The following is a 20,603-nucleotide window of genomic DNA, read 5'->3' on the forward strand; positions in this document are numbered from 1 at the left end:
CTTGCTTACTTCGCGTTCAGGCCGCGGCGTTCCAGCAGCGGCTCCACGGTGGCGTCGCGGCCGCGGAAGTCGCGGAACAGCTGCAGCGCATCGGCGCTGCCGCCGCGCGACAGCAGTTTATTACGGAACCAGTCGCCATTCTTGCGCGTCAGGCCGCCGTTTTCCTTGAACCAGTTGACCGATTCCGCGTCCAGCTTTTCCGACCACAGGTAGGCATAGTATGCCGCCGAGTAGCCGCCCGAGAAGCTGTGCGAGAAGTACGTGGTGCGGTAGCGCGGCGGCACGGGCGCGTAGTCGACACCGGCGTCTTTCAGCGACGCCGCTTCAAAGGCCAGCACGTCCATCGGGATCTGGCTCGGCGCCAGCTGGTGCCAGCGCTGGTCCAGCAGGGCCGCCGACAGGTACTCGGTGGTCATGAAGCCCTGGTTGAATTTCTTCGCCGCCGTGACCTTGTCGAGCAATTCCTGCGGCATGGCCGCGCCGCTCTGGTAGTGCTTGGCGTAGTTTTGCAGCACTTCCGGCCACACGGCCCACATTTCATTGACTTGCGACGGGTACTCGACGAAGTCGCTTGGCACGCTGGTGCCGGCAAAGCGCGGGTATTTCACGTTCGAGAACATGCCGTGCAGCGCATGGCCGAATTCGTGGAACATGGTCGTCACTTCATCGAACGTCAAGAGTGTCGGCTGGCCGGCGGGCGGCTTGGGAATGTTCAACTGGTTGGCGATGACAGGATGCGTGCCCATCAAGGACGATTGCGACACGTATTCATTCATCCACGCGCCGCCATGCTTGTTGCCGCGCGCATAGAAGTCGGCGATGAACAGGGCCAGCGGCTTGCCGTTGGCATCCAGAACGTCGTAGACGCGCACGTCCGGGTTGTACACCGGCAGATCCTTGCGTTCCTTGAAACTGATGCCGTACAGTTTATTGGCGGCAAAGAAGACGCCGTTGTTCAGCACGCTGTTGAGTTCCAGGTACGGCTTCAGCTCGTTTTCATCAAAATTGAAACGTTGCTTGCGCAGCTTGTCCGTGTAGATGGCCCAGTCGGCCGCTGCCACCTGGAAACCGCCCTTTTCCGCATCGACCACTTGCTGCAGGTCGGCCGCTTCGCGGCGCGCATTGGCGACGGCCGGTTTCGCCAGTTCCGACAGCAGGGTATTGACGGCCGTCGTGGTCTTGGCCGTCTGGTCTTCCAGCGCATACGCGGCGTAGTTGGCATAACCGAGCAAGGTCGCCCGTTCGGCGCGCAGCTTGGCCAGTTTCAGCACGATGGCGCGATTGTCGAACTCGCCACCCTGGCTGCCCCGGTTCAGCGAGGCATCCATCAAACGCTGGCGGGTCTTGCGATCCGTCAATACGGCCAGCGGCGGCTGGCCGCTGGTGTTGACCAGGGCGATGACGAACTTGCCGTTCAAGCCCCGTTCCTTGGCGGCCGCGGCGGCCGTATCGATATCGCTGTCCGTCATGCCCGCCAGCTCGGCGCGCGTGTCGACGACGATGCTCTTCGCATTCGTTTCCTTCAGCACGTTTTGCGCGAAGGCCGTTTCCAGGCCCGCCTGCTCGGCGTTGTAAGCTTTCAGTTTTTCCTTGTCCGCATCGGACAGCCTGGCGCCGGCGCGCACGAAATCCGTGTGATAACGTTCCAGCAAGCGCAGGGATTCGGCGTCGAGGCCCAGCTTGTCGCGCTTGGCGTACAGGGTGTCGATGCGCGTAAACAATTTCGGATTGAGGGTGATGGCGTCGCCATGCGCGGCCAGCTTGGGCGACACGTCCACTTCCACCGCTTCGAGCACGCTGTTCGTGTTGGTCGACGTCATGTTGCTGAAGATGCTCTGCACGCGGTGCAGCAGCTGCCCCGTGCGTTCCAGTGCGACGATGGTGTTCTCGAACGTGGCCGGCTGGCGGTTGTTGGCAATCGCGTTGACTTCGGCCAACTGGCGTTTCATGCCTTCGGCAAACGCCGGCGCGTAGTGCTCGTCCTTGATGAGGCCGAACTGCGGCATCTGGAACGGCAAGGGACTGACTTTGAGCAAGGGGTTCTGGGCGCTGACGGCGGCGGCCGGTGCGGATTTCGCGGCGGCGGCCAGGGCGGATGGGGCGGCGTGTGCCAGCATGACGCTGGCGGCGATGACGAGCAGTTGTGGACGGATCATGACATCTTTCAGAAAGCGCAGGGAAGAGCCGCGATCGCGTCGCGGGCCAGTGGCAGATCATAGCAGCCTGTCACACGGGCGTCATCCAACATGGGCGATCCTGTGGTGCATCCCGCCAACTGCGCGTTTTACCACGGCTTACCATCGAAATCGCCAAATAAAAATGGCCGCCCATTGCCGGGCGGCCATTGATGTTCAGCACGGACGTTGCCTGTGCTGGGGAGAAATTACTTGCCGTTCAAGCCACGGCGTTGCAGCAGCGGTTCGATCTTCGCATCGCGGCCGCGGAAGTTGCGGTAGATGTCGAGCGCATCGGCGCTGCCGCCGCGCGACAGCAGTTTATTGCGGAACCAGTCGCCATTCTTGCGCGTCAGGCCGCCGTTTTCCTTGAACCACTCGACCGTGTCGGCATCGAGCTTTTCCGACCACAGGTAGGCGTAGTAGCCGGCCGAATAGCCGCCCGCGAACGCGTGCGAGAAATACGTTGTGCGGTAGCGCGGCGGCGCCGGGGCGAAATCGACACCGGCCTCCATCAAGGCGGTTTTTTCAAACGCCAGCACGTCGGTGGGGATCTGTGCCGGGGTCAGCTGGTGCCAGCGCTGGTCCAGCAGGGCCGACGCCAGGTATTCCGTCGTCTTGTAACCCTGGTTGAAATTGTCGGCCGCCGTCACTTTCGCCAGCAGCTCGGCCGGAATGGCCGCGCCCGTCTGGTAGTGCTTGGCGTAGTTTTGCAGTACTTCCGGCCACAGCGCCCACATTTCATTGACTTGCGACGGGTATTCGACGAAGTCGCGCGGCACGCTGGTGCCGGCAAAGCGCGGGTATTTCACGTTCGAGAACATGCCGTGCAGCGCATGGCCGAATTCGTGGAACATGGTGTTGACTTCGTCAAACGTCATCAGGGTCGGCTGGCCCGCTTCCGGCTTTGGAATGTTGAGGTTATTCGCGATCACCGGCTTGCGGTTCAGCAAGCTCGACTGGCCCACGTAGGCATTCGCCCAGGCGCCGCCGCGCTTGTTGCTGCGCGCGTAAGGGTCGAGCGTGAAGATGGCCAGTTGCGTGCCGTCTTCATTGAAGACGTCGTACACCAGCATGTCGGCCGTGTAGACGGGCAAGTCGGTGCGCTGCTTGAAGGTCAAACCGTACAACTTGCCGGCGGCAAAGAACACGCCCTTGGTCAATACGCTGTGCATCTCAAAGTACGGTTTGAGTTGCGTTTCGTCAAAGTTGTAGCGTTCGGCGCGCACCTTGTCGCTATAGAAGGCCCAGTCGGCGGCGCCCACCTTGAAGCCGCCCTTGCCCGCATCGATGACCTTCTGGATATCGTCCGCTTCACGGCGCGCATTGACGACGGCCGGCTTCGCCAGCTCGCCCAGCAGGGCGTTCACGGCCGTGGTGTCGTGCGCCGTCTGGTCTTCCAGCGAGTAGGCCGCGTAATTCGGGTAGCCCATCAGCGCGGCCCGTTCGGCGCGCAGCTTTGCCAGTGCCAGCACTTCCTGGGTGTTGTCGAACTCGCCGCCACGGCTGCCGCGCGCTTGCGATGCGGCCATGATGCGTTCGCGCACGGCGCGATTCGTCAGCAGCGACAGCGGCGCCTGGCCCGTCGTGTTGACGAGGGCGATCACGTATTTGCCGTCCAGGCCGCGCTTCTTGGCCAGGCCGGCGGCCACTTCGATGGCGGCCGGCGACAGGCCGTCCAGCTCTTCGCGCGTATCGACGACGACGGCCGACGCGTTCAATTCCTTCAGCACGTTCTGCGCGAACTTGGTCGACAGGGCAGCCAGCTGGCCGTTATAGGCGCGCAGCTTTTCCTTGTCCGCTGCCGACAGCTTGGCGCCGGCGCGTACAAAGTCCGTGTGGTAGCGGACCAAGAGGCGCTTCGATTCGGCATCCAGGCCCAGCTTGTCGCGCTTGGCGTACAGGCTGTCGATACGCTTGAAGAGTTTGTCGTTGAGCATGATCGCGTCGCTGTGGGCGGCCATCTTCGGCGCCAGCTCGCGTTCCAGGCCCTGGATCGTGTCATTCGTGTTGGAGCCGGACATCACGGAAAACACGGTGCGCACGCGGCCCAGCAACTGGCCCGAGCGTTCCATGGCGACGATGGTGTTGTCGAACGTGGCCGCTTTCGGGTTATTTGCAATCGCGTTGATTTCCGCCAGGTTGGCGGCCATGCCTGCCGTAAAGGCGGGCGCGTAGTCGGCGTCCTGCACCTTGTCGAACGGCGGATACTGGAAGGGCAGGCTGCTCGCCTGCGCAAACGGGTTCGAGGCGGGCAAGGCGGCGGTAGCGGCGGTGGCGGCAAAAGCGGCGGCGGCTGGTGCCAGCATCAGGCTGGCGGCGATGACGAGCATAGTTGGACGGGTCATGTCTTCTTTCAAGAAACGCAAGAGAGCCGCGATTGTGTCGCGGGCCAGCCTGAAATAATAACAGCCTGACACACTTGCGTCACCAGCAAAACCGATGGTAGCGATACGCCCGTATAGCAAAGGTTTTCATGCCCGACTCTCCGGACATGCACGCCGATACGGCAGCGCCCCGCCCCACTGAAAAATATCAATGCTCAGCTGACCTGTATCGCATATAGTATCCATTCGGCAACAATAGACGGAGAATCCATGAGCTTTGAGCACCGCAAGACACGCGCCCTGGAAGTGTTGAGCAAGACGGGCATGACCCGCAGCCACTATGCGCCGCCGCTGATACGCCTGTTGTGGAAGGCCGGCGTGCAGGTTCCGCCGCCGCATTTCCTGCCCTTCCTGCGTACCGCGCTCGGCACGGGACTCTGGTTCGGCATGTTCTGGGGCCTGATCATGTGGATCTTTTTCTGGTCGCGGCCCGATGCCGCCACCCCCTTATCGCCCCTGGCGGCACTGGTGGCGGCCTGCGCGGCAGGCAGCCTGTTTGGCATCGCCATGGCCAGCGTCTATGCCCGCGACCGGCGCAAGCACCAGTTGCCGGCATGGACCGCGCTGGACGAGCAACGGTCCACAGGCAGTGCCCTTGATTAATAGTGCGGCGGACGCTCGTTGACCAGTCCGCCATTTGCCTGCTGCGCCCCGTCGCGCACATGCTCGCCCAGCTTGTGCAGCATCGCTTCCAATTGATCGATGCGCTTGCCCTGCTGGTACACCATCTGGTTCAGCGACTCGACCAGGTCTTCCTGCTGCGCCAGCTTGATTTCGATATCGACGAAACGTACTTCCATCTGTTCTGCATTGTCCATGGTGCTCCCGGTGATTCCTGACTGAAAGCGGCATTCTACCGCCGCAGCGGCGTGCGCCAGGACAAACAAACGGCATTCTTCCCGGTGCGGCGCCGATTCCTGCCTATTCTCTCCGTATAGCTGGATCAAACCGCTTGACGAATGAGAACAAACGATTACAATGGACGTATCCACGTTGCCTGACCTGATCGACACGCGCAAGACGGCTGAATACCGGCGCTGGGAAGACTCCCTGCATGACGTGGCCGCCGCCGCCATCGATGCACGCATCAAGCATTTGCAACATGGTAAAAAGGGCGACTGGCGCCCTGTGGGCGAAGGCGTGTGCGAACTGCGTTTTTTACAGACGGGGCCGGGCTGGCGCGTATATTTTCATGAAACGAATCGGGGCACCCTGATCTTGCTGCTACTCGGTGGCAACAAATCGAACCAGCAGCGCGACATCAGGCAGGCGCAGGCGATCCTCAGGGAGCTGAAAGCCCGGCAGGCAGCCATCCGCAAAGCGGCGGCGGCATCCACAGGAGCACGAAAAAAATGAACCAAGCTATCGACCATGACACCTTCGACCTCGACGACCTCGACGCGCTGGGATTGAGCAAATTTGACCCAACACAACACCTGACCAGCAAGGCCGCCGTGGCCGCCTACATGAGCGAAATCGTCGCCACCGGCAACGCGGAACTGTTCCAGTCCGCCATGAACGACGTGGTGCGCGCCTACGGCATGGGCAAGGTGGCGGCCCGGGCCGACATCACGCGCGAAGGCGCATATAAAGCCCTGCGCGAAGGCAGCAAGCCGCGCTTCGAAACCATTTTGAAGATGCTCGATGCGCTGGGCATGCAGCTGGCCATCGTGCCGAAAACCACGCCGGACAGCGCCGTGGAAGCGTGAAGTTCTTGAATTAAGCTTTCGGCGCGGCCAGCAGCGCCTTCATGCGCGCCAACCTCTCCTTCGGTGAAATCACTTCCGCTTCCGTCGGCACGGCGTCGCCCACGTCGAGCTGCATTTCCTTGATGAAGCGCGACGGGTCGCAATGGACTTGCTCGCCGGCCCGCTTGCGCTTCTTGCACCAGGTGACGTGCAAGGTGCGCTGGGCCCGCGTGATGCCCACATACATCAGCCGCCGCTCTTCCTGGATGCGCGCGGCGATGGTTTCGGCCGGCGCATCGGGATCGCCCTTGTGCGGCAAGATCCCCTCTTCCACCCCCACCAGAAACACGTGCGGAAACTCCAGCCCTTTTGATGCATGCAAGGTGGACATGCGCACGGCGTCCTGCTCCTCGTCCTTGCCTTCGAGCATGGTCATCAGGGCCACCATCTGCGTCAGTTCCAGCACGTTCTTTTCTTCGCCGTCGCGGTCCTTGCCGCCCCGGCCCCGTTCCTTGAGCCAGTTGACGAATTCCAGCACGTTCTGCCACTTGCTTTGCGCCTGCCTTTCCTCGAAGGCATCGTACAGATACGATTCGTAGTGGATTTCCTTCATCATGTCGTCCAGCACTTCGGCCGCATTGTCGCCGCTGCCGGCCGCGCCGGGGCGGCTGGCGCGCGATTCGAGGTCGTTGATGAAGTTGCAGAAGTCGCGCAGCGGCCCCAGCTGGCGGTCCGTCAGCTTGGCCTCGATGCCGCCCTTGAACACGGCCTGGAACAGCGAGCACTGCCACTGCCCCGAGAACGCGCCCAGCACCTCCAGGGTCGACTGGCCCACGCCACGGCGCGGCGTCGTCACGGCGCGAATGAAGGCCGGATCGTCGTCCTCGTTGGCCAGCAGGCGCAGGTAGCTGATGATGTCCTTGATCTCGGCCTTGTCAAAAAAACTCTGGCCGCCCGAGATCGTGTACGGGATGCGCTCCTTGCGCAGGCACTGCTCGATGATGCGCGCCTGGTGGTTGCCCCGGTACAAAATCGCGTAATCGGAAAATTTATTTTTTCGCTCGAAATGGTCGGCCGAAATCATGATGGCGACCTGCTCCGCCTCCTGCTCGTCCGTCTGCATGCCCAGCACCTTGATCGGCTCGCCCAGGCCGTGTTCCGACCACAGCGACTTTTCAAACAATTTCGGGTTATTGCCGATGACGGCATTGGCCGCATTGAGCACGCGCATGGTGGAGCGGTAATTCTGCTCCAGTTTGATCACGCGCAAATCGGGGAAATCCGTTTCCAGCGTCTTTAAATTTTCCACCGTGGCGCCGCGCCAGGCATAGATGGCCTGGTCGTCGTCGCCCACGGCCGTAAACATCGGCTTCTTGCCGATGCCCGTCACCATCAGTTTCACCAGTTCGTACTGGCAGGTATTCGTATCCTGGTACTCGTCGACGAGCAGGTAACGCAGACGGCGCTGCCACTTGTCGCGCACGGGACCGTTGTTGCGGAACAGTTCCACGGGCAGGCGGATCAAATCGTCGAAATCGACGGCCTGGTAGGCCGACAGCGTTGCCACGTAGCTGCGGTAGATGCGCGCCGCGTTGGCCTCGTCCTCGTCCTTGGCTTGCGCCAGGGCCATGTCCGGATCGATCAGGCCGTTCTTCCACAGCGACATGGCGTTCTGGATGCCGCGGATCACCTGTTTATCGGTGGTAATGGCAAGGTCTTGCACCAGCGAAAAACAGTCGTCGCTGTCCATGATGGAGAAGCGGTCCTTCAGCCCCACGCCATTGGCTTCCTGGCGCAGGATTTTCACGCCCAGCGAGTGGAAGGTCGACACCGTCAACTGCTTGGCCTGGCGCGGCTGTTTCAGCAGCTTGGCGATGCGTTCCTGCATTTCCAGCGCCGCCTTGTTGGTGAAGGTCAAGGCGGCGATGGTGCGCGGGTCATAGCCCCGGTCTTCGATCAGGTGGGCGATCTTTTGCGTGATCACGCGCGTCTTGCCCGAACCGGCGCCCGCCAGGACGAGGCAGGGGCCGTCGAGGTAGGTAACCGCTTCGCTTTGGGGAGCATTCAGACCGAATTGTGGCGCTTTGGACATCAAGGTATTTCCGGAGGGAACAGCAGCCCATTGTAACAGCGTCGCGCCCGCCTTTTGCGCGGCGGGCCATGCCCGAAAAACAGGCAATGACATTGATATATCGCCATCTGACGCCATCTTGGGCCATGCCAGGCGTGCGGCGTTGCCAAGCCTGGAGTACCATTCCGCCTATATCGCCCGTGCGTACCAACTTACCGAATGGCAGTCCCATGAAATTTGAACACTTGATTGAAATCAACGATCCGCTCAACCCGCTGATCGACACCCTGACCCTGGAACAAGTCTGGCGCGGCTTGGTCTTGCGCGCCGAGTCGCCGAAGCTCTTCGTGCCGCACCTCGACGAGTGCCAGATCAGCGAACGCAGCGATACCGGTTTCGCGCGCAGCCTGCGCTATGGCGAACTGGTCATCAACGACAAGGTGGTGCTGGTGCCGCAACTGCAGGTGCGCTATGAAGTGCCGGCGCAAAAGGATATCAGCGCGTCCTCGCTGGTGATGACCATCGAAATGCCCGACGAAGCGAGCCTGTGGGTGCGTTTCCAGTACGATGACGGCCATGACGCGGCCACCGATGCGGCCAACGCCATGTATGACGACTTCCGCCGTTCCGCCTACCAGGAGTCCGACATCGACACGGTACGCGTCATGCGCGAACTGGCGGCCGAAGGCCGCCTCGATGCGGGTCTGTTGAATTGACGCTTACGCGGTTTTTTTCACGGCCTTGCGGCGCGTCATGAAGCCCACCAGGCCCAGACCGGCCAGCAGCATGGCATAGGTGCCAGGTTCTGGCACGGCCGAGACGTTCACCGTGTTGATGCCCCAGCCCTCGTCGCCCAGGCCCTGGGCACCGCCCGTGTAGGAATAAGTGATGGTGTTGCTGCCGCCCAGCAAGGCAATCGGGATTGCCACGGTGGCCTTGCCGCCACCGAAATAGCTGGTGGCCTGGGCATTGACGATGGCATTGTTTGGATTGAAGTACAGCACGTTCACGCCGCCACCACCGAGATCCCAGCTCCCCGTCAACACCGTGGTGCCATTGACGATCAGGCTGAATGTGTCCGTGTAGCCGTTGTTCGCGCCGTCAAGACTGAGGTAGCCCTGGAGTTCGAAATTGAGCACGGCGGCACCGGCCGAGGCATTGAAAGTATCGCTGAGTTGACCCGGGCTGGCGATCGGGCCCAGGCCACTGTGATCAGCGGAATACACGGTGCCAGCATGTGCGTTGGACAACAGGGCGGTTGCGGACAAGGCCATCAGGCAAATCAGTTTTTTCATCACGGGGCTCCGGGGAAAGATGAAGGTCAGCTGACGTCTGACGCCAGAGCTCGGCGAACTCCCGCGGACATCGGCCACCAATGTCGTGCTAACCATTGGAAAACCGATAGTAATAATTCTCCACATCAATTGCAATTTAATAATTACTATTATTGCAAATAAAGTGATATAAATAAAGCACTGGACAGGGACGCCCGGCCCCATGCTTCATGCCCGGGCGCTGCAGCCCCACAACTGGTCGGGGCGAAACTGCAGCGCCGCCTGCTCCGCGCTGAGCACTTCGCGGATGGCGTGCAAGTCCACGCGCGTGTCGCGCCGCAGCGGCACGTCCAGGCGCGCGCCGCGCGGCCCCACCAGCGACTGCACATGCGGCGTGGTGGCGTTCAAACCCTTGCGCGTGACGACGCCGATCTCGCCATTCAACAGCTTGACGAAGGTGCCGACGGGGTAAATGCCCAGCTCGCGCACCAGCAGCGAGGCCAGCGGCGCGTCCAGCGTGGCCTTGTCCGCCGACAGCATCTCGCGCAGGGCCGCGTTGGGCAATAGCGACTTGCGGTAGCTGCGCGCGGACACCCGGGCGCAATAGCGGTCGGCCAGCATGATCAGACGGGCGGCCAGGCCGATCTCGTCGCCCCTGATACCCAGCGGATAGCCGCTGCCATCGATATTCTCATGGTGCTGCAGCACCGCCTGCAGCCAGACGGCATCCGTCACGCCGGCCGCGCGCAGCAAGTTGACGCCCACCTGCGGGTGGGCGCGGATATAGGCGCGCTCCGCCGCATCGAGCGGCCCGGCCTTCTGCTGGAAATGCGCATGGCGCTCCAGCATGCCCACATTCATGCTCAGCGCGGCCAGCAGCATGCTGCGCAAGGCCGCGTCGTCCTGCTTCAGCGCCCTGGCCAGCAGGGTGACGATGACGGCCGTGTCGATGCTGTGGCGCACGGCAAAGTCGCCCGCGCCCTGCTTGTGCAGGATGCAGGCCAGCGCCACGTCGGCGTCGAGGGCAACGGCCTCCTCCACCAGTTGCGCCAGCGGCGTCAGTTGTTCTTGCGCTACAACTTGCCTGGCGGCGATGGCCGGCAAGACCAATGCCAATCCCGTGGCGGCCTGGTTCAGCATGCGCAGGGCCGATGGCGCTTCCCTGGCCGTGCGCGGCACGTCTTCGCTGGTGTCGGCGATGACGCCGCGCGCCAGCAGCAATGCGATCTGGTTCTCGCTCGTGATGACATGGCCCAGCCTGGCCAGCAAGCCGCCCGTTTCGCCATGCACGTCCCAGGGCAGGGCCAGGCCCAGCGCCAGTTCTCCCGCGTAAATACGCCGAATCTTCACATCGTCTCCGTCATCGCTTGCCACTGCCTGTTTTTACCATCGGGGCATCATGGGCATGAACCATTTGAAATGTTTTTTGCTTTTAATCAATATTTCAATGTGGCAGCGATGATCGCGCAATCATGCGGACTTGTCTACAAAATTGTTTAAATATAAAAATTGCATCACACGCCAGGCGAGCAGTCGGCGCAGCCGGGCGCGTGTTCCGGGTCTTTTTCCAGGTGCAGGGCCAGCTCGCGCAAGGCCGTGCGCACGCCTTCCTCGATGACGGGGTGGTAGAACGGCATGTCGAGCATGGCCGGCACCGTCAGCCGGGCCTGGCATGCCCACGCCAGCAAGTGGCCCAGGTGTTCCGCCCGGGGGCCGATCAGCTCGGCGCCAAGAAAACGCTTGCTGCCGAATTCTGCATACACGCGCAGCAAGCCCTGGTTTTGCAGCATGACGCGGCTGCGGCCCTGGTTGCCGAACGACACGGCGCCGACGGCGAAGCGGCCCGCGTGACTGACGCACAGCTGCTGGTACGTCGCGCCGACGGTGGCGATCTGCGGCTCCGTGAAGGCGATCGCCAGCGGCGTGCGGCGCAAGCCCCGCTTCACATTGGGAAAGCGTGCCGCATTGTCGCCCGCGATGCGGCCCTCGTCGGCCGCCTCGGGCAACAGCGGCAGGGCGTTGTCGGCGTCGCCCGCGATGAAGATGGCGCTCGTGCCGCACTGCATGGTGTGCGGGTCATGCAGGGGAATGCCGTGACGGTCGAGCTCGATTTGCGCCGTCTCCAGGCCGATCTTGTCCACATTCGGACGGCGGCCGATGGCGGCCAGCACATACTCGAACTGCTCGGTTTTTTCCACGCCCGCGTCATCGCTACTGGTGAGCGCGATGCCGCTGCCGTCCGGCGTGTTTGCCATGTGCGCGACCTTGGTCATGAAACGGATATCGAGTTCGCGCGCCAGCACGGCGTCGGCCTCCCGCAGCACGAGCGGATCCGTCAGCTGGGCGACTTTATTGCCGCGCGCAAACAGGGTCACGCGCACGCCCAGCCGCGCCAGCGCCTGCCCCAGCTCCAGGCCGATGACGCCGCTGCCGACCACGGCCACCGATTGCGGCAAGTCCGTCCACTCGAACACGGCGTCGCTGGTGATGACGCGCTCGCCCGCCGCCTGCCACTCGGGCGGCACGATGGGCGTGGAACCGGTGGCGATGACCACGCTGGTGGCTTCAACGATGGTGTGTTCGTCCACCTGCAATTTTCCGGGGGAAATAAAACGCGCATGGCCGCGCAACTTTTCTTCGTCGGGAATGGCGTTGACGCCGTCGAGCACGAAGCCGACAAAGCGGTCGCGCTCGCTGCGCACCCTGGCCATCACTTGCCGGCCGTCGATGCGCACGGGTCCCGCATGCACGCCGAAAGCGGGGGCGGCGGCCACGGCATGGGCCGCCTCGGCCGCCGCGATCAAAAGCTTGCTGGGCATGCAGCCCACGCGCGCGCAGGTCGTGCCATACGGCCCGCTTTCGATCATCAGCACGCGCTTGCCGTCCATGCGCGCCGCCCTGTGCGCCGTCATGCCGGCCGTGCCGCCGCCGATCACGGCCACATCCACTTGTATCGTCTTCATCGTGCTGTCCATCCCACTGAGGTTGCTCACAGCGTTCGATACTACCTGTTTGCCGAAAATAAGGTTTTACTTTGCAGCAATATATGCATTAGTATAACTAATCATTTTCAAAATTTATAAGCTGAGCTAATGGGATCACTCGATTATCGCGCGCTGGCCGTGCTGGACGCCGTGGCCAGCCATGGCAGTTTCGACAAGGCCGCGCTGGCGCTGGGCATCACCCAGTCGGCCGTCTCGCAGCGCATCAAGGCGCTGGAAGACGCCAGCGGGCGCTTGCTGATCATCCGTGGCCAGCCGGCCGTGCCGACGGGCCTGGGCCAGCGCTTGATTGTGCATCACCGCAACGTCAAGCTGATGGAAGCATCGCTCGACATCGACCTGGGCAACAGCGTCAGCATGCCGGAAATCGCCATCGCCATCGATGCCGACAGCCTGGCCACGTGGTTTCCCGACACCTTGTCCGCCCTGCTGGCGCCGCCCCGCTGCCAGCTCGACGTGCGCCTGGCCGACAGCGACAGCGCCCTGCAGATGGTGCGCGACGGCTCCGTGTTCGGCTGCGTCTCGGCCGAGTCCGGCACAGCGATCGACGCGGCGGCCGCCACCAGCGTCACGCCGCTGGGCACCTTGCGCTATGTCTGCGTGGCCACGCCCGTGTTTGCGGGCCACTGGTTCGGCGACGGTTTCAGTGCCGAGGCGGTGCAGCTGGCGCCGGCCGTCGTGGGCCAGCACGGCTTGCTGGCGCGTTTCCTCGCGGAACAATTAAGCTTGCGTGAACCGTTTCCGCACCACACCTTACCGGTGGAAGCGGCGCGCCGCACCTGCGTGCTCGATGGCCTGGCCTATGGCCTGATGCCGCAGCGCCTGGCCGCACAGGCGCTGGCGACGGACCGCCTCGTCGATCTGCTGCCGGGCAGCACCCTGGACGTACCGCTGAGCTGGCACGCGTGGACCTTGGACACGCCGTTTACCAAGCTGCTGTCGGAACAGATCGTCAAGGCCGGGCGCGACTACCTGGCTTAAATATCGAGCGGGTCCACTTCCAGCGACCATTTCACGCGCGTCTTCATGGCGCGCAATGCACTTAACCATTCTTTCAAAAATGCCTGCAAGGCCGGCCGCGAGGGCGATTCCAGCAGCAGCTGGGCACGGTCAACGTTGTACACGCGCGTCATGCTCATGGGAATCGGGTCATTGATGGTCACCTGCGGGTGTTCCATGCACTCTTTCGCCGCCTGCAGGAATTCGATGGCGGTCGCCAGTTCCGGCGCTTCCGCACGCAGCAGGGCCTGGAACAGATACGGCGGCAGCGCCGCCTGTGCCCGCTCTTCCAGCAGGGTCGTGGCGAAATGGTCGTAATCGTGGTTGACGACGGCGTCGTACAGCGGATGGCGCGCATAGCGCGTCTGGATCAGCACCTCCGACACGCTGCCGCCCTCCGTCTGCGCGGCCCGCCCGGCCCGGCCCGCCACCTGCATCAGCTGGGCGAACAGCCGTTCGCTGGCCCGGTAATCCTGCGAAAACAGGGCCGTGTCCGGATTCAGGATGCCCACTAACGTCAGCTTTTTGAAATCGTGGCCCTTGGCCACCATCTGCGTGCCGATCAGAATGTCCACTTCGCCCCGGTGCACGGTGTCGAACGCTTCCTGCGCGCTGCCCTTCTTGCGCGTGGAATCGGCGTCGATGCGCAGAATGCGCGCCTCTGGAAACAGTTGCTGCAGCCCCTCTTCCACGCGCTGCGTGCCGCGTCCCAGCGGCTGCAGGTCGACGTTGCCGCAGGTAGGGCAATGGCGGGGGATACGCAGTTCCAGGCTGCAATGGTGGCAGCGCAAGCGGTGCTCGGGCTTGTGCAGCACCATGAACGAGGTGCAGCGCGTGCAATTGCTGATCCAGCCGCACGATTCGCAGCAGATCACGGGCGAATAGCCGCGCCGGTTCAAAAACAGCAGCGACTGCTCGCCCCGCTCCATGCGCAGTTTCAAGGCGGCTACCAGATGCGAAGTCAGGCCGTCCTTCGGCTTGTCGCGCTCCATGTCGAGGATCTTGACGCGTGGCAAGACCGCATTTTTCACGGCCCGCTCGCGCAATTCCAGCTTGCGGTAGCGCCCCGTCTGCGCGTGGTGCCAGCTTTCCAGCGAGGGCGTGGCCGAACCGAGCACGATGGGAATCTGCAATTGCCAGGCGCGCCACACGGCCAGGTCGCGTGCGGAATAGCGCAAGCCTTCCTGCTGCTTGTAGGACGGATCGTGCTCTTCGTCGATGACGATCAGTTTGAGTTTCGGCAAGGACGCCAGGATGGCCAAGCGCGTGCCGAGCACGATGCGCGCCTGGCCCTGGTGTGCGGCCAGCCAGTGCAGCATGCGCTCGCCTTCTGACAGGCTGCTGTGCAGGGTGGCCAGCATGACGCCGGGAAAGCGCGCGCGGATATTGCCTTCCAGCTGGGGCGTGAGGTTAATTTCCGGCACTAGAATCAGGATTTGCGCATCGTCCTCGCGCGCCAGCACCTGGGCGCAGGCTTGCAGATACACTTCCGTCTTGCCGCTGCCCGTCACGCCATACAGCAGGGTCGGTTTAAACCCCCGGGCGCCGCCGATGGCATCGGCCGCCTCTTGCTGGGCGGCATTGAGCGCCGGCATGTTCAGCGGCGTGCCATCGTGCGCGTCGGCCAGCTTGCCCAGCTTCTTGATGGCGCGGTCGAGCGCCACGGTGGTCAGCACGCGCAGGTTCTTCGGCAAACCCGGCAACGCCACTTCGCCGAGCGGGCGCTGGTAGTAATCGGCGGCAAAGGCGGCCAGCGCCAGCCACTGTTCCGACAGGGGCGCCAGCTGGCTGCGCACGGCCAGCACGTCCTTCAGTTTTGCTTCGGGCACGTCGGTGGTAGCGGACACGCCGACGATCAGCCCCATCACCTCGCGCCGGCCGAACGGCACCAGCGCCAGCTGTCCCACCTGCGGCAGCGGCGCATCGTCGCCGGTCCAGCGGTAGTCGAACAGGGCGTTCAACGGTGTATCGAGCGCGATTTTCAGGATGCACTGCGCCATCGGTGGGATTGCCTATCGAGAGAAGGGTGAAGGTATGCGGGCCAGCCGGTCATGATACTTGGTCTGCCCGGCAAACACCTAGCTGCATGCCGCAAGTTATCTGAATTGCCACTAAAAATAACAGTGTTACTGGAAAGCCCGCAACGCTGCGGCCCCTGGTACGAAAGTCCTGTGCCCGCCCGGCTAAAAGGGGCCGAATGTACCAGGCCAAAAGTGACCTTTGTGTGATGTCCGTCAAGACGACCGCGACTATAGTGAGCGCTTCGGCAATTTTGTAGCAATAAAAGCAATGCCAGCCTGCCGAAACCGCTCACGCGTGCAGCCTGTCTGCCCCGCGTTTTTGGCTGGCAACGACGACCTACCCCACCACCTTAACAAGGGAAACATCATGCAAGCCATCAAAAATTTCATTCGTAACGAAGACGGTGTCACGGCTATCGAATACGGCCTGATCGCCGCACTGATCGCCGTGGCGCTGGCCGCCGTCGTCAAGACGCTGGGTGGACAGATCAAATCGGCATTCGAAGCGGTCAGCGCGCAAATGCCCGCCGCCAAACCGTAAGCACGCGATCTTTGCAGATGCCGTCCCGCCGGGCCGGCATCCCGCCCCGCCCTGTCCGCACCTGGCTTCGCCACCGCATACCGATGACCTCCCTGCTCACGATCACCCTGCCTCCATTGCTGCTGTGTTCCCTATTGGCCTGCGCCGTCTGGCACGACATGCGCAGCCGCCGCATCCCGAATGGCCTGGTCTTTGGCGGCGCGCTGGCGGCCCTGCTGCTGCACGCCGTGCTGACGCCTGCCGCCGGCGGCCTGGGCCTGCCGGCCGCGCTGGGTGGCCTGGCGCTGGGGCTGGCCCTGCTGCTGCCCATGTACATGCTGCGCGCGCTCGGTGCCGGCGACGTCAAGCTGATGGCCATGGTGGGCGCCTTTATCGGGCCGCAGCAAGTGCTGGCGGCCACCTTGCTGACCCTGCTGGCGGGCGGCGTGCTGTCCCTGCTGGTGGCCGCCTGCACGGGCCTGCTGCGCCAGGTCCTCGCCAACAGCTACCGCATGCTGTTCCACAGCCTGCTGCGGGGCATCAGCGGCGGCAATGCCCGGCTCGATGCGCCCCAGGCCGCCAGCGGCAGCCTGCCCTACGCGATCGCCATCGCGGCCGGCACCGCCCTGTCCTTTTTCTGGAGCTTTTCATGAGACATACCCGCGCCATCGCGCTCATCGTGCTGGCCCTCGTCGTGGCCCTGGCCGCCGTCCTGGTAGCGTTGCGCTGGATCAATGCGCAAGCGGCGCCCAGCAGCAGCAAGGTGGCCGTCGCCAGCGCCGACATCAACCTGGGCGCGCGCCTGGCGCCCGAGATGATCACGCTGGTCGACTGGCCAGCCGGCGCCTTGCCGCCGGGCGCCATCGGCGACCCCAGGCTGCTGGAGACACGGGTTGCGCGCAGCAATATCGGCCGCGGCGAACCTGTTCTGGAGAGCAAGCTCGCCCCCGTCGGCACGGTCGGCGGCCTGTCCGCCGCCCTGGGCGACGGCAAGCGCGCCATGACGGTGCGCGTCAACGATGTGGTGGGCGTGGCCGGCTTTGCCCTGCCCGGCAACTTCGTCGACGTGCTCGTCAATACTCAGGATGAAGCGGAAAAGAAACGCACGCAAGCCAACGATGCGGCCATTTCCAAGATCGTGCTCGAACGCATACTCGTGCTGGCCATCGCCCAGGAATCGAGCCGCGACGATACCAAGCCCAAGGTGGTCAACGCGGTGACCCTGGAGCTGACGCCGGAGCAGGCGGAAAAGCTCGACCTGGCGCGCAGCGTGGGCACCCTGTCGCTGGTGCTGCGCAACCAGATCGAGGACACGCCCGTCAATACGGACGGCGCCACCCGCTCCACCCTGCTCGACCTCAAGCCGCCCGCCAGGGTACCGGTGGCCGCCGTCAGGCGCACGGCCGCGCCAGTGCCGCCGGCGCGCGCCGCTGGCGAACACATCGAAGTCATCAAGGGCCTGGAGCGTAGCGCCCAGCAACTCCGATGACCATTCCACACACGCATACCAGTACAGATTGGGGAAGCAATTGAGACCTACCATGACACGCCCGGCCCTGCTGCTGGCCCTGGCGGCCAGCCTGCTGCCGGGCCAGGCAGCGGCCACCAGGACGGCCAAGGCGCAGCCCGGCACGACCCAGCAGGCGACAGCGTCCCCGGCGGCCTCCGCCGCCACCCTGCCGCGCCTGCTGGCCCTGTCGGCCGGCAAATCGCAGTTGCTGCGCCTGCCGTTCGCGGCCAGCCGCCTGGCCGTGGGCGACACCGCCATCGCCGACGTGATCCTGCTCAATGCCAGCGAAGTCTATCTGCTGGGCAAGCGTCCCGGCACCACCAACCTGATCCTGTGGGACCGCGCCAAGCAAGCCACCATCATCGACCTCGGCGTGACCATCGACACGGGGGCGCTGCGCCTGCAGCTGACGCAGCTGTTCCCCGACGAGACGCAGATCGCCCTGCATGCGGCGGCCGACACCCTGGTGCTGTCGGGCACCGTGGCCGACGCCGTCAAGGCCAGCCAGATCATGGCCCTGGCGCAATCGTATGCGGAGCGCGCCAGCGGCGCCGGCGCCTCGGGCGCGGCGGCCGGCAACGGGGCGGCCACGGCCGCGCCTGCCGCCGGCGGCATCAAGGTGATCAATATGCTGGCCATCGCCGCGCCCCAGCAGGTGATGCTGGAAGTGAAGATCGCCGAAGTGTCGAAGAGCCTCGTCGACCAGCTGGGCGCCAGCCTGGGCGTCAATGTGCAAGTCGGCAACTGGACGCATTCCCTGCTGTCGAACCTGCTCAGCGGCAACCGCAGCCTGATCGAGGCGTTCAACAAGAAAAATGGCAACTTCGTCAGCATCGATGCGCAAAAGCGCGACGGCCTCGTGAAGATCCTCGCCGAACCGACCATCATGGCCATCAGCGGCCAGGAAGCGAGTTTCCTGGCCGGTGGCAAGGTCTTCATTCCCGTCAGCCAGAGCAACAATGGCGGCACGCCCACCATCACCCTGGAAGAAAAGGAATATGGCGTGGCCGTCAAATTCACGCCCACCGTGCTCGATGGCGGACGCATCAACCTGAAGGTGGCGCCGGAGGTCTCCGAACTGAACAAGGACGGCATCGGCCTGAGCGCGGGCGGCACGAATGCCACCGCCTTGCTGCCGTCGTTCACGACGCGGCGCGCGGCCACCACGGTGCAGCTGTTCGATGGCCAGAGCTTCGCCATCGGCGGCTTGATCAAGAACAATGTGACGACGAATATCAAGGCCCTGCCCATGCTGGGCGAGATCCCCGTGCTGGGCGCGCTGTTCCGCAGCAGCGACTTCCAGAGCGACCGCAGCGAGCTGGTCTTCATCGTCACGCCGCACCTGGTGAAACCGCTGCCGGCCGTGCCGGCGCTGCCCACGGATGGCTATGTGGAACCGTCGCGGGCCGACTTTTTCATACGCGGAAAAATGGAAGGAACGGCGCCGCCCGCCACGGCGGCGGCCGCAACACAACCGGAGCAGCAACATGATTGATTTTTCCCGCCTTCTTTCCCTGCTGGCCGCCACTGCGGCGCTGGGCGGCTGCGCGCAGCAGACACCGCGGCTCGACAGCCAGTTCGGCAACAGCGTGCGGCACATGCAGGCGCAGCAAGTACTGCAGCCCGATGCGGCCGCGCGCCAGCAAGCCCGCCTGACGGCCAGCGGCGGCATCGACGGCCGCGCCGGCGTGGCCGCCTACCAGCGCTACCAGGAATCGTTCCAGACCCCGCCGGTATCGGCGCAGGCCCTGACCATCGGCGTCAGCAAGCGCTAGGGAGGGCTTACCGTGCACATCACCGTCATATCGAGAGATGAAAAAAGCCTCGCCGGCATCGCCGCGCTATTGCGCAACCGCAACCCGGCGCACCAGGTGGAGACCCTGGCCGGCGCCTTGAAAAGACTGCCCGCAGCCAGTTCGCCGGACGTGGTCATCGTCGACCAGCCGAATTGCGAGGCGGGCGACCTCGACAGCCTGGAACGGCTGGGCAACCAGCACCCGCGCATCGCCTTCATCCTGCTGTGCCGCCATCACACGCCGGACTTCCTGCTGCAAGCCATGCGCGCCGGCGTGCGCGAGGTAATCGATTATCCCGCCCCGCCCGGCTGCCTGTACCAGGCTCTCGAACGCATCGAGGAAAAGCTGCAGCGGCGCAGCGACGCCAACGGCAAGCTGCTGGCCTTTATCTCGTGCAAGGGCGGCAGCGGCGCCACCTTCCTGGCCACCAACCTGGCCTATGCGCTGGCGGCGCAGGGCGACAGCCGCGTGGCGCTGATCGACATGAACCTGCAGTTCGGCGATGCCTCGCTGTTTGTTTCCGACCAGAAACCGTTGGCCACGCTGGCCGACGTGGCGCAGCAGATCCACCGCCTCGACCCCTCGTTCCTGGCCTCGAGCATGCTCAATGTCCTGCCCAATTACGGCGTGCTGGCCGCGCCCGACGACCCCACGCTGGCCAACGACGTGAAGCCGGAACACGTGGACGCCATCCTCAGGCTGGCGCGCCAGCAATATGACTTCATCGTGCTCGACATCGGCCGCAGCCTCGACGCAATCAGCATCCGCGCGCTGGACCAGGCCGACATGATTTTTCCCGTGCTGCAAACCACCTTGCCCTACATCCGCGACGGCAAGCGCCTGCTCGATGTCTTTCATTCGCTCGATTATCCGATGGACAAGATCCACCTGGTCGTCAACCGCCACGACAAGGGCAGCGAGATCAGCGTGTACGACCTGGTGACGGCCTACGGCAGCGATGTCTACATGACCGTGCCCAACCACTATGAAGCGGCGGCCGCCTCCGTCAACCAGGGCATCCCCGTGCTGCAGCTGGCCCCCGCCAGCCCCATCACGCGGGCGCTGCAGGAATTCGCCCGGCGCCTGAGCGGCGCGGCCCCCATCGCCGCGCAGGACGGCTGGCTGGGCCGGCTGCTGCGCCGCGCCTGAGCAAGGACAACA

Annotated in this window: 19 protein-coding genes; 11 read left to right on the plus strand and 8 right to left on the minus strand. The window is 63.8% G+C overall.

What is annotated here, in order from left to right:
• Positions 1–5 precede the first annotated feature (5 nt).
• Both BXA07_RS17620 and BXA07_RS17625 read right to left on the minus strand, forming a co-directional pair.
• Entirely contained in the window at positions 6–2,156 is a 2,151-nt protein-coding gene (locus BXA07_RS17620; RefSeq protein WP_076569398.1) for a M3 family metallopeptidase, read from the minus strand.
• A 227-nt stretch (positions 2,157–2,383) separates the two neighbouring features.
• Complete coding sequence (locus tag BXA07_RS17625) at positions 2,384–4,522, minus strand: M3 family metallopeptidase (protein ID WP_244556321.1); 2,139 nt, start codon at positions 4,520–4,522, stop codon at positions 2,384–2,386.
• Between the two features lie 249 nt (positions 4,523–4,771).
• Between BXA07_RS17625 and BXA07_RS17630 the strand changes: the two genes are divergently transcribed.
• Positions 4,772–5,164 (plus strand): DUF6404 family protein, encoded by a 393-nt coding sequence (locus BXA07_RS17630; RefSeq protein ID WP_076569402.1) that lies wholly within the window; start codon positions 4,772–4,774, stop codon positions 5,162–5,164.
• Here BXA07_RS17630 and BXA07_RS17635 read toward each other — a convergent pair.
• The gene (locus BXA07_RS17635; RefSeq protein WP_034753936.1) at positions 5,161–5,379 is read right to left on the minus strand and encodes a SlyX family protein; all 219 of its coding nucleotides are present in this window, start codon (positions 5,377–5,379) and stop codon (positions 5,161–5,163) included. The two genes, BXA07_RS17630 and BXA07_RS17635, sit on opposite strands and share 4 nt — an antisense overlap.
• 160 nt (positions 5,380–5,539) lie before the next feature.
• Between BXA07_RS17635 and BXA07_RS17640 the strand changes: the two genes are divergently transcribed.
• A complete protein-coding gene (locus tag BXA07_RS17640; RefSeq protein WP_076569404.1) occupies positions 5,540–5,917 on the plus strand; it encodes a type II toxin-antitoxin system RelE/ParE family toxin in 378 nt (125 codons plus the stop codon).
• On the plus strand, positions 5,914–6,270 hold the full coding sequence (locus BXA07_RS17645) for an addiction module antidote protein (protein WP_076569405.1): 357 nt from the start codon (positions 5,914–5,916) through the stop codon (positions 6,268–6,270). The genes BXA07_RS17640 and BXA07_RS17645 overlap by 4 nt, the downstream gene beginning before the upstream one ends.
• Positions 6,271–6,280: 10 nt before the next feature.
• On the opposite strand, the gene BXA07_RS17650 is transcribed toward BXA07_RS17645, so the two are convergent.
• Complete coding sequence (locus BXA07_RS17650; RefSeq protein ID WP_070219613.1) at positions 6,281–8,341, minus strand: UvrD-helicase domain-containing protein; 2,061 nt, start codon at positions 8,339–8,341, stop codon at positions 6,281–6,283.
• Positions 8,342–8,550: 209 nt separating this feature from the next.
• Between BXA07_RS17650 and BXA07_RS17655 the strand changes: the two genes are divergently transcribed.
• The gene (locus BXA07_RS17655; RefSeq protein WP_076569407.1) at positions 8,551–9,036 is read left to right on the plus strand and encodes an SRPBCC family protein; all 486 of its coding nucleotides are present in this window, start codon (positions 8,551–8,553) and stop codon (positions 9,034–9,036) included.
• Between the two features lie 3 nt (positions 9,037–9,039).
• On the opposite strand, the gene BXA07_RS31380 is transcribed toward BXA07_RS17655, so the two are convergent.
• The 3 genes from BXA07_RS31380 to BXA07_RS17670 form a co-directional block, all read right to left on the minus strand.
• Positions 9,040–9,615, minus strand: a complete 576-nt coding sequence (locus BXA07_RS31380) for a PEPxxWA-CTERM sorting domain-containing protein (RefSeq protein ID WP_139335634.1) — start codon at positions 9,613–9,615, stop codon at positions 9,040–9,042.
• 207 nt (positions 9,616–9,822) lie between these two features.
• Complete coding sequence (locus BXA07_RS17665) at positions 9,823–10,944, minus strand: HD-GYP domain-containing protein (RefSeq protein ID WP_244556322.1); 1,122 nt, start codon at positions 10,942–10,944, stop codon at positions 9,823–9,825.
• A gap of 164 nt (positions 10,945–11,108) precedes the next feature.
• The gene (locus BXA07_RS17670) at positions 11,109–12,557 is read right to left on the minus strand and encodes a dihydrolipoyl dehydrogenase (protein ID WP_076569558.1); all 1,449 of its coding nucleotides are present in this window, start codon (positions 12,555–12,557) and stop codon (positions 11,109–11,111) included.
• 129 nt (positions 12,558–12,686) lie between these two features.
• Here BXA07_RS17670 and BXA07_RS17675 point away from each other — a divergent pair, with 129 nt between their 5' ends.
• Positions 12,687–13,577: an ArgP/LysG family DNA-binding transcriptional regulator gene (locus BXA07_RS17675; protein WP_076569409.1), complete on the plus strand. Its 891-nt coding sequence runs from the start codon at positions 12,687–12,689 to the stop codon at positions 13,575–13,577.
• On the opposite strand, the gene BXA07_RS17680 is transcribed toward BXA07_RS17675, so the two are convergent.
• The gene (locus tag BXA07_RS17680) at positions 13,574–15,595 is read right to left on the minus strand and encodes a primosomal protein N' (protein ID WP_076569411.1); all 2,022 of its coding nucleotides are present in this window, start codon (positions 15,593–15,595) and stop codon (positions 13,574–13,576) included. The two genes, BXA07_RS17675 and BXA07_RS17680, sit on opposite strands and share 4 nt — an antisense overlap.
• 388 nt (positions 15,596–15,983) lie before the next feature.
• On the opposite strand from BXA07_RS17680, the gene BXA07_RS17685 reads away from it, so the two are divergent.
• From BXA07_RS17685 to BXA07_RS17710, 6 genes are all read left to right on the plus strand, one after another.
• Positions 15,984–16,157 carry a Flp family type IVb pilin gene (locus BXA07_RS17685; protein ID WP_076569413.1) on the plus strand — a complete coding sequence of 58 codons (174 nt, stop codon included), beginning with the start codon at positions 15,984–15,986 and terminating at the stop codon, positions 16,155–16,157.
• A gap of 83 nt (positions 16,158–16,240) precedes the next feature.
• The gene (locus tag BXA07_RS17690; RefSeq protein ID WP_076569415.1) at positions 16,241–16,789 is read left to right on the plus strand and encodes an A24 family peptidase; all 549 of its coding nucleotides are present in this window, start codon (positions 16,241–16,243) and stop codon (positions 16,787–16,789) included.
• Positions 16,786–17,625: a Flp pilus assembly protein CpaB gene (gene cpaB / locus BXA07_RS17695; protein WP_076569417.1), complete on the plus strand. Its 840-nt coding sequence runs from the start codon at positions 16,786–16,788 to the stop codon at positions 17,623–17,625. The genes BXA07_RS17690 and cpaB overlap by 4 nt, the downstream gene beginning before the upstream one ends.
• 52 nt (positions 17,626–17,677) lie before the next feature.
• A complete protein-coding gene (locus BXA07_RS17700; RefSeq protein ID WP_076569419.1) occupies positions 17,678–19,141 on the plus strand; it encodes a type II and III secretion system protein family protein in 1,464 nt (487 codons plus the stop codon).
• Positions 19,134–19,421, plus strand: coding sequence for a hypothetical protein (locus BXA07_RS17705; RefSeq protein ID WP_076569421.1), 288 nt, complete (start codon positions 19,134–19,136; stop codon positions 19,419–19,421). The genes BXA07_RS17700 and BXA07_RS17705 overlap by 8 nt, the downstream gene beginning before the upstream one ends.
• A gap of 12 nt (positions 19,422–19,433) precedes the next feature.
• Positions 19,434–20,591, plus strand: a complete 1,158-nt coding sequence (locus BXA07_RS17710) for a CpaE/TadZ family protein (protein WP_076569422.1) — start codon at positions 19,434–19,436, stop codon at positions 20,589–20,591.
• Positions 20,592–20,603: the final 12 nt, after the last annotated feature.

It is taken from the genome of Janthinobacterium sp. TND4EL3, from assembly GCF_900156175.1.
In the GTDB taxonomy this organism is placed as follows: domain Bacteria; phylum Pseudomonadota; class Gammaproteobacteria; order Burkholderiales; family Burkholderiaceae_D; genus Janthinobacterium.